Source organism: Rhodanobacter sp. UC4443_H10, assembly GCF_052978325.1.
In genome coordinates this window covers 1,966,986-1,980,650 of the sequence record NZ_CM129668.1, presented here as the reverse complement: position 1 = coordinate 1,980,650, position 13,665 = coordinate 1,966,986, and the positions used below count along the sequence as shown (strand labels likewise).

Annotated in this window: 10 protein-coding genes; 9 read left to right on the top strand and 1 reads right to left on the bottom strand. The window is 64.5% G+C overall.

All coding sequences use genetic code 11. The features are described from left to right. The first annotated feature begins 190 nt into the window (after positions 1-190). The 5 genes from ACVCMB_RS09240 (at position 191) to ACVCMB_RS09220 (ending at position 7,952) form a co-directional block, all read left to right on the top strand. A complete protein-coding gene (locus ACVCMB_RS09240) occupies positions 191-1,093 on the top strand; it encodes a LysR family transcriptional regulator (protein WP_395120154.1) in 903 nt (300 codons plus the stop codon). A 265-nt stretch (positions 1,094-1,358) separates the two neighbouring features. Further along, complete coding sequence (locus ACVCMB_RS09235; protein WP_395120153.1) at positions 1,359-3,848, top strand: TonB-dependent receptor plug domain-containing protein; 2,490 nt, start codon at positions 1,359-1,361, stop codon at positions 3,846-3,848. Positions 3,849-4,032: 184 nt separating this feature from the next. Then, a complete protein-coding gene (locus ACVCMB_RS09230) occupies positions 4,033-5,310 on the top strand; it encodes an APC family permease (protein WP_447106749.1) in 1,278 nt (425 codons plus the stop codon). Then, positions 5,310-6,482, top strand: coding sequence for a DmpA family aminopeptidase (locus ACVCMB_RS09225; RefSeq protein WP_447106748.1), 1,173 nt, complete (start codon positions 5,310-5,312; stop codon positions 6,480-6,482). The genes ACVCMB_RS09230 and ACVCMB_RS09225 overlap by 1 nt, the downstream gene beginning before the upstream one ends. A 240-nt stretch (positions 6,483-6,722) precedes the next feature. Next, positions 6,723-7,952 (top strand): tyrosine-type recombinase/integrase, encoded by a 1,230-nt coding sequence (locus ACVCMB_RS09220; RefSeq protein ID WP_447106747.1) that lies wholly within the window; start codon positions 6,723-6,725, stop codon positions 7,950-7,952. 354 nt (positions 7,953-8,306) lie between these two features. On the opposite strand, the gene ACVCMB_RS09215 is transcribed toward ACVCMB_RS09220, so the two are convergent. Continuing rightward, entirely contained in the window at positions 8,307-9,536 is a 1,230-nt protein-coding gene (locus ACVCMB_RS09215) for an ISL3 family transposase (protein WP_395118704.1), read from the bottom strand. A 150-nt stretch (positions 9,537-9,686) separates the two neighbouring features. On the opposite strand from ACVCMB_RS09215, the gene ACVCMB_RS09210 reads away from it, so the two are divergent. The 4 genes from ACVCMB_RS09210 (at position 9,687) to ACVCMB_RS09195 (ending at position 13,657) form a co-directional block, all read left to right on the top strand. Beyond that, positions 9,687-10,004, top strand: coding sequence for a hypothetical protein (locus ACVCMB_RS09210; protein ID WP_447106746.1), 318 nt, complete (start codon positions 9,687-9,689; stop codon positions 10,002-10,004). Between the two features lie 58 nt (positions 10,005-10,062). Further along, positions 10,063-10,470 (top strand): hypothetical protein, encoded by a 408-nt coding sequence (locus tag ACVCMB_RS09205; RefSeq protein WP_447106745.1) that lies wholly within the window; start codon positions 10,063-10,065, stop codon positions 10,468-10,470. A gap of 113 nt (positions 10,471-10,583) precedes the next feature. Continuing rightward, a complete protein-coding gene (locus ACVCMB_RS09200) occupies positions 10,584-12,362 on the top strand; it encodes a copper resistance system multicopper oxidase (RefSeq protein WP_447106744.1) in 1,779 nt (592 codons plus the stop codon). Next, a complete protein-coding gene (locus ACVCMB_RS09195; RefSeq protein ID WP_447106743.1) occupies positions 12,359-13,657 on the top strand; it encodes a copper resistance protein B in 1,299 nt (432 codons plus the stop codon). Before ACVCMB_RS09200 ends, ACVCMB_RS09195 begins: the two co-directional genes overlap by 4 nt. Positions 13,658-13,665 lie beyond the last annotated feature (8 nt).

Sequence of the window (13,665 nt, the reverse complement as noted above, 5' to 3'; positions counted from 1 at the left end):
GCGGGCATCCGGTAGCCCGTCACGACACGGCGTCGAGCATAGTGATCGGCCACGGCGCGGCACCAATGAAAAGACCGACACCTGGCATAACTGCGGGTTGTGGAAACCGGTCGACGGGAGTTGCCCGGCGGCACCGGCTGTGCTGCACTTCGAAGACAGCGCCGCCGCGGCCACAGGGTGAACTCTCGACATGCGTCTTCGCTACATCGAACTGTTCCATGCCGTGATGACCACCAACAGCCTCACCGGCGCGGCGAATCTGTTGAACATTTCGCAGCCGGCGGCGAGCAAGGCGCTGCAGCAGGCGGAGCACCAGCTCGGGTTCACCCTGTTCCATCGCGTGCGCGGGCGGCTGCATCCCACCGAGCAGGCGCTGCTGCTGCGTCCGCGCGTGGAGAAAATCATCCGCGACCTGCACGACCTGCAACGGCTCACCGCGAATTTCGCGCGGCCCGAGAGCGAACCGCTGCGGGTGACCTGCACGCCCACCCTGGCGCAGTCGCTGGTGCCGGACGCGACCACCTTGCTGCGCAAGGCCTGGCCCGCCGCGACCGCGGAGCTGTCCACGCGGCACTCGGCCGAGATGTGCGAGTCGCTGACCCTGCGCGAAACCGACATCGGCCTCACCCTGCAGGACGCCAGCCACCCCGAGTTGCGCCAGGAGCCGCTGTGCCAGGGCCGCGTGATGGTGATCGCGCCGCCGGGCCGCTGGTCGCCCGCGGAACTGGCGCAGCCGCTGCCGGTGACGGCGCTGGCCGGCGAGCCGATGATCGGCATCGCCGTGCAGGACGCGCTGGGCAGCCTGCTGCAAAGCCACCTGATGCATGTCGACCCGCCGCCGCAGATCTCGGTGTGGGTGCAGACCTATCAACTCGCCTGCGCACTGGTGGCACAAGGCGCCGGGCTGGCGCTGGTCGACCCCTTCACCGCCTCCCAGGGCGACGGCGACGTGGTGCAGACGCGGCCGTTGGCGCTGGAGCTGGACGTGGTGCTGTACGCGGTGTACCGGCTGGACAGCCAGCTGAATCCCTTGCAGGAACACTTCATCGAACTGGTGCGCCAGCTCGCGCGGCAGACGCTTGCGCCGGGCTGATCGCGCCCACGCTCACGGGCATCTACAACTTTCGGTTATGCCAGGTGCCGGTCTTTTCATTGGTGGCTGGCGGCGGCTTGTGACTATGCTCGACCAGACGTTGCGGAGCGTGCCTTCGGGCCCGGCCTGAATACGCTTGTTCTCGGGGACATCGCCAACGCCTTGCCGGTGCGGAGACGCCCGGATACATCGCTTGACTGAAGTGGACCAAGCAATCGCCGGGGGCAGGGCGGTTCCGGTGCAATCCTAACGTTGGGGGTCTCTGATGAACGAGCGTTTCGGTCGAATCATTCCCAAGCTGTTGTCCGTATCGGTGGCGCTGGTGCTGGCGGGCACCGCTGCCGCGCAGGAAACCGCGTCGGCACCCGCCGCGCCGGCGGACGCGGCATCATCGAGCCAGCAAAAGCAGAAGAAGGATGCCGTCAACCTGTCGCAGGTGATCGTGACCGGCACGCGCACCAGCGACCGCACGCAATCCAGTTCGCTGGTGCCGGTGGACGTGATCCCCGCGCAGGTGCTGAACGACTCCGGCGCGGTGAGCCTGGGCAACGCGCTCGACCTCGCCGTACCCTCGCTGAATTTCCCGCTGGCCTCGATGTCCGACACGTTCGCCTTCGTGCGGCCGTTCCAGATGCGCGGCCTCAACAGCGACCAGGTGCTGATCCTGGTCGACGGCAAGCGCTGGCACTCGAGCGCGCTGATGCTCACCCTGGGCCAGGTCGGCCAGGGCTCGCAGGGCGTCAACATCAACACCATCCCGGTCGGCGCCATCGACCACATCGAGGTGCTGCGCGACGGCGCCTCGGCGCAGTACGGCTCCGACGCGCTGGCCGGCGTCATCAACATCATCCTGAAAAAGGGCGGCGAGGGCGGCGAGGTGCAGGGCGACTACGGCAAGTACTCGGCCGGTGATGGTGCGAGTTCGCGGCTGCAGAGCAGCCTCGGCTTCGCGCTGGGCGACAAGGGCTGGATGCGGCTTTCCGCGCAGGTCGGCAAGCAGGACCCGACCAACCGCGCCGGGCTGGACAACCGCCCCGGCTTCACCGAGCTGGGCCGCAAGTACCACGTCGGCATCCCCAATTCCAACAACTACAACACCTTCCTCAACTGGCAGTACGACTTCACGCCGAAGGTGCATCTGTACGGCTACGGCCACTATGGCCGGCTGATGGCCGAGCCGATGGCGTTCTACCGCTACGGCACCAACGCGCCGGAGCCGAAGAACGACCTGATGCAGTACCTGTTCCCGGACGGCGACGGCTTCAACCCGGTCGAGCATGGCGTGTCGCGCGACAAGTCCTTCGTGATGGGCGTGCGCGGCGAGACGGAGTCGGGCTGGGACTGGGACACCGCGGCCACCTGGGGCGCCAACCGCGTGTCCTACGGCACCTTCAACACGGTGAACTTCGCCTTCTGGAACGACTTCGGCTACACCCCGACCGACATCCACGACGGCACCCTGACCGCCTCGCAGGCCACCCTCGATTTCTCGATGGGCAAGTCGCTCAACGACTACTGGCACCTGGGCTTCGGCGCGCAGTACCTGCACCAGGGCTACAAGATCGTGGCCGGCGACCTTGCCTCGTACTACGTGGGCACCTCGGGCGTCACCGGCGGCGCGCAGGGCTTTGCCGGCTGGGGCCCGGAGGACGCCAGCAACAGCACGCGGCATTCGGTGGCCGAGTACGCGCAACTGGAAGGCAACATCACCGACCGGCTGAGTACCTCGATCGCGGCGCGCCACGAGGACTACTCCGATTTCGGCACCAACCTCTCCTACGCGTTGTCCGGCCGCTACGACTTCGACCACGGCTTTGCCTTGCGCGGCACCTATTCCACCGGCTTCCGCGCGCCGGGCCTGGGTCAGCAGCACGCCTCGGTGACCACCTCGGTGTCCTACCCCGCCGGCAACTCGCTGGGCTTGCCCGAGGGCATCTACCTGCGCGGCCTGGTGCCGCCGGACAACAAGACCGCGCAGCTGCTGGGCAGCGAGCCGCTGAAGCCGGAGACCACCCGCAGCATCACCGTCGGCGCAGTGTGGGCGCCCACGCGCGCCTTCACCACCACGGTGGACCTGTACGACATCCGGCTGAAAAACCGCATCCTGATGTCAAGCTCGATGTCGCTGGTGACCCAGTCGGTCAAGGACTACCTGGCCGCCAACGGCGTGGTCAATTCCGAGTACGTGGCGCTGGCCTACTTCACCAACGCGGCCGAGATGCGCATCAAGGGCATCGGCGTGGTCACCAACTACATCAAGGAGCTTGCCGACGGCGGCTCGTTCCAGACCACGGTCAACTGGTCGTACCACAAGAACAAGGTGACCAAGGTGCTGCCCAACCCCGCGGTGCTCGACGCGCTGGGCAATGTCGGTTTCCAGCGCATCACGCGCAGCCAGGCCAAGGGCCTGCTGGCCGACCAGATGCCGCGCTCCAAGTTCATCTGGACCAACACCTGGAAGACCGGCCACTGGGGCTTCACCGGCACCGCGGTGCGTTACGGCGGGGTCACCGAGTACAGCTCGACCAGCTACATCTACGACGATGTCTACCCGTCCCGGTGGATCTTCAATCTCGCCGCCAACTACTACCACGATCGCTGGACCTTCACCCTGGGTTCGGACAACGTGTTCGACACCTATCCGCAGAAGGCACCGGACGGCAGCAACTTCCACGGCATCTTCCCGTATCCGAGCAGCTCGCCGTTCGGCGCCCAGGGTGCCTACGTGTACGGCAAGGTCGCCTATCGCTGGTGACCTGTCGCGGTGGCAGCGGTGCCTGGTTCGGTTTTGAATGGCGCCGGGTGCCGGGAATCTCCGAGCATCAAACAAGCGCTATCCGATCCTGTCCCTGGTGGGAGTCTTCTTGAGTCAATTGCCGATATCGCCGGCGTCCGTTGTCCCCGTGGGGCCGAAGGCAGCCGCGACCCATCAGCCGCACATGCTGCGCGCGGTCGGGCGCTGGCAACTGGTCGGGCTGTCGGTCAACGACGTGATCGGCAGCGGCATCTACCTGCTGCCGGCGGCGGCTGCCGCGCTGCTGGGGCCGGCCAGCCTGTGGGCGGTGCTGCTGGCGGGCATCGCGGTGAGCCTGCTGGTGCTGTGCTATGCGCAGGCCGCCAGCTACTTCGACCAGGCCGGCGGCAGCTATCTCTATGCGCGCGAGGCGTTCGGGCGCTTCGCCGGATTCGAGGTGGGCTGGATGCTGCTGCTGACCCGCATCGCCAGCGCCGCAGCGCTGAGCAACGGCCTGGCCGATGCGGTCACGCATTTCTGGCCGGCGGCGGGCGACGGCAATGTGCGCGTGCTGATCGTGGTCGGCTCGCTGGCGGCGCTGACCGGCATCAACGTGATCGGCGTGCGTGCCGCGGCGCGCACCGGGGTGACCCTGGCGATCGCCAAGTTCCTGCCGCTGGCGATGTTCGTGCTGATCGGCGCGTTCTTCGTCGACCTGGGCCAGGCCTCGCCGCTGGCGGTGGACTCGATCCCGATGGACGACCTGGCCAAGGGCGCCCTCTTGTTGCTGTTCGCCTATGCCGGGTTCGAGAACATGCCCGCGGCAGCCGCCGAATATCGCAACCCGCAGCGCGACGTGCCGTTCGCGATGCTGACCATGATCGCGATCGTCACCGCGACCTACGTGGCGGTGCAGTGGGTGGCGCTGGGTACGCTGCCGGGGCTGGCCGCGTCCAGCACGCCGCTGGCCGATGCCTCGGCGCGCTTCGGCGGCATGTGGCTGGCGCTGGTGCTGACCGTCGGCGCGGCCGTTTCCATTCTCGGTACCAACAGCAACACGATCATGTTCGGCCCGCGCTACCTGCTCGCGCTCGCCGACGACGGCGTGGGTCCGGCCGCGCTCACGCGCATCCATCCGCGCTTCCGCACGCCGGCGGTGGCCATCGTCACGGTGGGCGTGCTGTCGGTGATCCTGGCGCTGTCCGGCTCGTTCGTGCAGCTGGCGCTGCTCTCCGTGGTGGCGCGGCTGTTCGGCTATCTCGCCACGGCGGTCGCGGTGCTGGTGCTGCGCAGGCGCCACGGCCAGCGCGAGCGCGCCATGCGGCTGCCCGGCGGGCCGCTGATCCCGCTCGCCGCGACGGCGTTGTCGCTGGGCCTGCTGGCCAGCGCCGGCGTTGCCAACCTGGTCGCCGCCGCCATCGCGCTGCTGATCGGCGCGCTGATCTACCGCTTCTGGCGACGGCCACGGCGCGAGGCGGGCTGATGGGTCGCCGTGCCATCGCGATGGCACTCGGCTTGCTGGCCTGCCTGCCGGCATTCGGTCAGCAGCGCGACCTGCGTGACTACGGCGTCGCCATCGGCGTGCTGCCGCCCGGCGCCCTGAACGCCATCACCGACGTGCCCGGCGTCGAAGTAGGCCAGAAGACGCTGATCCGTGGCGACGACGTGCGCACCGGCGTCACCGCGATCCTGCCGCACGCGGGCAACCTCTTCCAGCACAAGGTGCCGGCGGCGGTGTACGTGGGCAACGGTTTCGGCAAGCTCGCCGGCAGCACCCAGATCGACGAACTCGGCAACCTCGAAACGCCGATCGTGCTGACCAACACGCTGAGCGTGCCGGTGGCCGCCGCGGCGCTGATCGAGCACGCGCTCGCCAACCCCGAAAATCGCGAGGTGCTGTCGGTCAATCCGGTGGTGGGGGAAACCAACGACGGCTATCTCAACGACATCCGCGGTCGCCACGTCGCCGTGCGCGACGTGCTGCAGGCGATCGCATCGGCAAGCGGCGGCAAGGTCGCGCAGGGCAACGTCGGCGCCGGCACCGGCACCGTCGCGTTCGGCTTCAAGGGCGGCATCGGCACCTCCTCGCGCAAGCTGCCTGACCGTCTGGGCGGCTATACCGTCGGCGTGCTGGTGCAGACCAACTTCGGCGGCACCCTGACCGTGGCCGGCGTCCCGGTCGGCAAGCTGCTGCACAAGTATTACCTCAGCGACGCATTGAACGACTCGCCCGACGGCTCGTGCATGATCGTGGTGGCCACCGACGCCCCGCTGGATGCGCGCAACCTGAAACGGCTGGCGAAACGCGCGATCCTCGGCCTCGCCCGCAGCGGCGGCATCGCCTCCAACGGCAGCGGCGACTACGTGATCGCCTTCTCCACCTACGCGGCGAACCGCGTGCCGTACGCCGCCGAACAGTCCGTGCGCCAGGTTGCCGTGCTGCGCAACGACGCCATGTCGCCGCTGTTCATGGCCGCCATCGAGGCGACCGAAGAAGCCATCATCAACTCCCTGTTCCACGCCGGCGACATGCGCGGCTGGCAAGGCCACCAGGTGCAGGCACTCCCCGTCGATCGGGTGCTGCGTCTGCTGCGGGAGCACGGCTATCCGCTCTCGCACCCCGCTCCGGCGCCGACCGACGCGCATCCGCGCTGACCGGCCGCGGTTGTCCCGCTATCATGGGCGTCTCTGGGTATGTCCGCGGCGGCAGAGCACACCATGCTCCTGATGATCGACAACTAGCATCAGCATCCATGCATATCCATGACAGTCCGCGCGATCGCATGAAATGCCTTGAAAACAGCGACTTCTATGCCATGGATGTCCGCGAGTGTCCGTTGTAAGCCATAGAAATTGCGGGTACCGTTGCGGGTACCAAAGTTCGATACCCGCACCATGTCGCTGACTGACGCCAAGATCCGCAATACCAAACCTGGTCCAAAGCCCATCAAGCTGGCGGATGGTGGTGGCCTCTATCTCGAAGTGCGTCCGACCGGGGCGAAGCTGTGGCGTTTTCGCTATCGCATCGCTGGCAAGGAGAATGTTTTCGCCATCGGGGATTACCCGAGCATCGCTCTTGCCGAGGTGCGGGCCGAGCACGGCAAGGCGCGGGCACTGGTCAAGCAAAGTATTCATCCCTCACACAGCCGACAGGCCGAACGGCTATCGAACCATGCGGCGAACGCGAACACGTTCGAGGCTGTTGCGAAGGAGTGGATTTCCAAGAAATCTTCCGGGTGGACGCCGTACTACCTACGCCAGGTGGAGCGGTTCCTGGAGTCAGATGTATTTCCCTATGTGGGCAGGTTGCCGATTCGCAGCGTAACGGCGGCACACCTGCTTGAAATCATCCGTCGCATCGAAGGGCGGGGAGCCGAGACGGTTGCCTTGTTGGTTCGCCAGTGGTCTTCGGCCATCTTCAGGTATGCCGTTGCCACGCTGCGCGCCGAAGGCGATCCCGCGGCCGCATTGAAAGGGGCCATTCATCGCCCGAAGGTCGAACATCACAAGCCGCTTTCACGCAGTCAGATCGTCGACTTCACCAAAGCGTTGGGAAAGTACGGTGGGTATCGCACAACCGTAATCGCACTACGACTGATGCTGCTTACCTTTGTTCGCACCGTCGAGCTTCGCAAGGCCGAGTGGTCGGAGTTCGACTTGGACAACGCCGAATGGCGAATACCCGCAGAGCGCATGAAGATGCGCGAACCACACATCGTCCCATTGTCGAAGCAGGCTGTGAGCCTGTTGCGTGAGTTGCAGACCTACACGGGAGGGCGTGATGCCTTGTTCCCGAACTACCGCAGGCCAAAGGAGTACATGACGGCCACTACCTTGAATCGCGCACTGGAGCGCATGGGATTCAATGGCAAGGACAGTATCGGTTTCTCGGCTCACGGGTTCCGCGCCACGGCGTCGACTATCCTCAATGAGATGGGTTATCGCTCAGACGTGATCGAACGTCAGCTGGCGCACGCCGAACGCGACAAGGTGCGCGCGAGCTACAACCATGCTGAGTACATGGATGAGCGCAAGGCGATGATGCAGGAGTGGGCGGACCTCTTGAATGACCCGGTGCGCAGCACTAGGAAAGGTGCTGCATCCCGGAAGGTCACTCCGATTTAGAAGCACATATCAGCCGAAGCTGCGCACACCGATGAGAATGATCACTGGGACCGGGCCGAGGTGATCAGACAACCGGCAATGATTAGCTTGCCGACCCTATGATTAAGATCGACTGATCTTGACCAGCGAAACTTGTCGTGATCGTAATGCTGTTCGTGATCCGCGTAACCAATTGTGATCACTGTGCCGGTCCAGCAGATCTCCAGAGAACTGAAGTGGTCAAACGTGTACGCGCAGCACGACCGAATGCGATCGAAACAGTCGTTCAGGAGCGTTATCTGGCGAGGCACCTATCGGGATAGGCGGCTTTCCACAGTACTGAGCATAAACGCTTAAATTTCGGTCCTTCCGGCTTTAGCGTGGGTAAACATCGAGGCCGCCGCAGAAGAAGTAGGCGGCGGTCTTGAAGTGTTCGGGGTTGCGGTAACCGCAGGCCCGGCGCTTGATGGCCATGAGCTTGCTGTTGATGCCTTCGGCGACGGCGTTGGTGATGCGTAGGCGACAGTAGGTGACTATGTTGTCCAGACGCCGCTTGAGCATGTGGGCAACTTGCCGGATGGGCTCCAGGCGGCTGTGCGTGGCCCAGTGGAACCAGTGTTTGAAGTAACGGCGTGCCCATGCCTCACGCCGGTAGGACCACAGGTGGCGCAAGGCCTCCTTGATCGCCCAGGCACGAGCCACCTTGAGGTTCTGCCCCATCAGGTCACGCAGTTGATGCCGTCGCTGCTGGGGCAGGTTTTCCCGGCTGTAGAGCCACAGGTATTTGGTTCGCGCCAAGGTGTTGTCCCCGGTCGCGCGCAGGGCCCGATGCTCTGCCTTGCGTACCGCATCCACGGCTTGCCCCATGTGCTGCATGATGTGGAAGCGATCGAAGACGATCTTGTCGGTGGCCGCGGGGACATGCGACACGGTGGCCTGGAAATAGGGATCCCACATGTCCATGGCCACCGCCTGGATGTGCTCACACTGCTCCGGCGTCAGGGTCTCGTAGAACTCTGCCAGCGATCCACGCGTGCGCTCATCTGCCATGTACTCGATGGTGGAACGATCCACGTCACTGACAATGGTCGTGTACGAATGGCCTTTGCGGAACGCCTTTTCATCCACGCCGATCCGACGCAGCGACAGCGGCCCCTTGCGCGACTGACCACGGCGCACCGCTCGCTCCATGACGCCGAACACCTCGTCCCAGGACAGATGCAGCAGCCGGCAGGTGCCACTGACCGTGGCGCACTGCTGCAGCACGTCGATGATCCAGCGCTCCATCAGCAACGTGAAGCGAGAGCGTGGCTCGGCCCAAGGCACCGCGACCTGCACCACGCCGTGATCCGGGCAGCGAACACGAGGCACCCGTGCCTTGAGGATCGTCTGCAGCTGGCAGGTATCCAAGTGGCGCCAAGCGCGCGCCGGCGCATGGTCATGGACCGGCAGTTCCTGGTCGCACTTGGGGCAACGCCAGCGACATCCCTCCGGATGATCCACCTCTACCTCAACCCGATTCCCTGGTAGATCCAGATGAACATCCGCTACTCGCCAGGGTGCTGATAGACCAAGGATCTGCCGGTATAGCTCTACATCGCGCATTGGACGGGCTCCGCTCACCGCTCCCGCCCATCCTCCTATCCCCAGCTACCCACGGGAATCCCGGAAGGACCTAAATTTCAAACCGCTTTCACATAGCCAGGCGCACCGTTGGTTTGTTGCGTCTGGCAACTTATTGTTGGAGACGGTCACATGAGCATTTCGCACAAACTACTCGGTTCACTCGCGCTCACACTGGCCATCAGTGGTATCGCTGTGGCCCAAGACAGCACGCCCACCAGCGGCATGGACAAGATGGGTGCCATGCACTCGGACATGAAAGGTATGCACGGCAACATGATGGGTATGCACAAGATGCCGGCGACCGTGACGGCGGCGGATGCGAAAACCGGTGTGGTCGACGTGACGACCGAAGGTATGGCTTTGAAGGTGCATTTCCCGCCGTCCGCCATGGCCAGCTTGAAAACGGGTGACAAGATCACGTTACATATGGGCTTCAGCAAGCCGTGAACGACCTGAACCCTCATCCAGAGTTGAGGAGGCCTGATTGCAAGGGTAAGCTCACCTCATGACCTTCTCGCTACGTCAGCTCGCTCGTTCACGTCGCCTCCGGGCGATGGGCGTGCTGGCGTGGCTGATGCTGGTCATCAACTCATTGGCCGCTGCACCGATGGGCATGACGGGAATGCCTCATTCCCATCCCATGCACACAACGGTCGCGGCGGCCAGTGAACACTGTCATCACCACGTGGCCGCCAACAAGGCAGCTCGATCCTGTTGCGACGATCAGGCCGGTTGCTGCGGCGGTATGACCGGTCACACCTGCAATTGTGCCGCGATGTGCAGCACCACCTTGCCACCCGAACCGGCGGTGGTTTTGGTCTCGTCCGCAATCACCGCCCGTTACGCCATGCCGCTGCCCAGTAACGCGCCCTCGTTGAATACCGCCCCTCCGTTGCGACCACCGGCGGTCTGACTCTCCCTCGTTGTTGATGAGCTTTGCTGGCGATCGTCGTGTGTCGATGATCGCAAGCAATCGGCTGTGATCGGTATCGGCATGATCGATACCGCCTGCCCTGGAGAGAGTCCATGAACCTGTTTCCCCCGCCCCCGGCAGATTTGTCGCGGCGACGTTTCGTCCAAGGCGTCGCCATCGGCGGTGCCGTCGCCGGTCTCGGCCTGTTGCGCCCTTCCAACGCTTGGGCGTTGACGAGTCCCGGCCAGCCCACGGTGCTGAGCGGCACCGACTTCGCGCTGGATATCGCCGAAACCCCGGTCAACTACACCGGTGCCACGCGCCTGGCCACCACGGTCAACGGCGGTATTCCCGGCCCTATCCTGCGCTGGAAGGAAGGCACCACGGTGAACCTGCGCGTGACCAACCGGTTGCGCGTACCCACCTCGATCCACTGGCACGGCATCATCCTGCCGTTTCAGGAGGACGGTGTGCCCGGCATCAGTTTCGACGGCATTGCGCCCGGCGAAACCTTCGTCTACCGGTTCCAGGTGCGCCAGTCGGGCACCTACTGGTATCACTCGCACTCGGGCTTTCAGGAACAGACCGGCTTGTACGGCCCGCTGGTGATTGAACCGGCCGGTCCGGACCGCCATCCGACCGATCGCGACTACGTCGTGATGCTCAACGACTGGACCGACGAAAATCCCGAACGGATTTTCGCCAAGCTCAAGAAGCAGAGCGACTACTACAACTTCGCCCAGCCCACCGTGCCGGATTTCTTTCGCGATGTGCGCGAGAAAGGGTTGAGTCAAGCTTTGGCCATGCGCAAGATGTGGAACGAGATGCGCATGAACCCGACCGATTTCGGCGACGTCTCCGGCTACACTTATACCTACCTGATGAACGGTGCGGCACCGGCCGGCAACTGGACCGGCATCTTCAAGCCCGGCGAGAAGATCCGGCTGCGCTTCATCAACGGTTCGGCGCAGACGATTTTCGACGTGCGCATTCCGGGCCTGAAAATGACGGTGATCTCGGCCGATGGCCAGGACATCGAGCCAGTGTCGGTCGACGAATTCCGCATCTCGGTGGCCGAGACCTACGACGTCATCGTCGAGCCGCAGGACGAACGCGCCTACACGCTGTTTGCCCAGTCGATCGACCGCACCGGCTACGCCCGCGGCACTTTGGCACCACGTGCTGGCATGGAAGCGGACGTACCCAAGCCCGACCCCATCCAGTGGTTGGCCATGCAGGACATGATGGGCGCGATGGCGATGGGTGGTTCCGGTCACGGCGGCATGCAAGGCATGTCGGACATGAGCGGCATGCCGGGCATGGCCGGCATGGATCATGGCGCGATGCCGGGCATGGCAACCGCTGCCGCACCCGTGGTGCGCCACGCCCGCACCGAATACGGCCCCGGTGTCGACATGCACGTGGACATGCCGCGCACCAATCTCGATGATCCAGGCATCGGCCTGCGCGACAACGGCCGCCGGGTGCTGACCTACGCCGACCTGCACACGATCGGTGGGCCGATCGACGCGCGCGAGCCCAGTCGCGAGATTGAGCTGCACCTGACCGGCAACATGGAGCGCTTCATCTGGTCGTTCGACGGCGTGAAGTTCTCCGACGCCAAGCCGGTGCATTTCAACAGTGGCGAGCGCCTGCGCATCGTGCTGGTCAACGACACCATGATGAACCATCCGATCCACCTGCATGGCATGTGGAGCGAGATGGAGAATCCCGAAGGCCAGTTCCAGGTGCGCAAGCACACCATCAACGTGCAGCCCGCCCAGCGCATCACCTATGCGGTGTCGGCCGACAATCCAGGGCGCTGGGCCTACCACTGCCACCTGCTGTATCACATGGAAGCGGGCATGTTCCGCGAGGTGGTCGTGTCATGAAAGTGAATCGTCGAAACACCTCAACCGCGCCGCGCCGCTCGGCACTGCTGGCTGCACTGCTGCTGGCTTTGCCGCTGGCCGCTACGGCGCAGAGCGTGCCCGCGTCCAGCAGCACATCGTCGATGGACATGAGTTCGATGCCGGGCATGGATCACGGCAGCATGGCCGGTATGACGATGCCGGCTCCCGCCAGTAGCGCCGCGAAACCGGCCACGAAAGCGCCCGCCAAGAAAGCGCCCGCCAAGAAAGCCAAGAAGAAACCCGTCTCTGCTCCCCCGACACCAGCTTCCCACATCATGGACGACATGACGGGCATGGATCACAGCGCCATGCCGGGCATGGACCACAGCACGATGTCGAACATGCCGATGCCGGCCAGGCCAGCCGCATCGGCGGCACCCACCGGTGGCATGTCGGGGATGGATCATTCATCGATGCCCGGCATGAGTTCGCAGGCGATGCCAGGGATGGATCACAGCGGCATGGCCGGCATGGATCACGGCGCGATGCCGCAAAAGGGACAAGGCGACATGACCGGCATGGGCGCGATGCCTGGCATGACGATGGGTCCCATGCAGGGCGGTAGTCCGCCGCCGAACGCGCGCAGTCCCGACTACTCCGATGGCATCGGTTACGGCTCCATGAAAGGCATGGACATGGCCGACAACGCGTCGCTGGGCATGCTGTTGATCGATCAGTTGGAAGCCTTCCACGGCCGCGATGCGAATGGGCAGAGTTGGGAAGCCGAGGGCTGGTACGGCAACGACGAAAACAAACTATGGGTACGCACCGAGGGCGAGCAAAGCCGCGGCAAACTCGAAGACGGTGACCTAGAGGCGTTCTGGAACCACAACGTCGCCACGTTCTGGAGCACCCAGCTGGGTGCACGGCAGGATCTGGGTGAAGGCCCGAAGCGCACGTGGGCCGCGTTCGGTGTGCAGGGCCTGGCACCGTACTGGTTTGAAGTGGAAGCGACGGGTTACGTCGGGGCTTCCGGTCGCACCGGTGCCCGCTTGCGCGCGGACTACGAAATGCTCTTCACCCAGCGGTTGATCCTGCAGCCGGAAGCGGAAATCAACCTGTACGGCAAGAACGATCCGCAGCGCCGGATCGGTAGCGGTGTGTCCGACGTCCAGTTCGGCTTGCGGCTGCGCTATGAGATCCGCCGACAGTTCGCGCCCTACATCGGCGTGAACTGGGTGCGCCGCATCGGCACCACGGCCGACTACGCACGGCAGGATCATCAACCCGTTCTCGACCGGCAGATCGTGGCCGGCGTTCGCATCTGGTTTTAAGGGGAAAC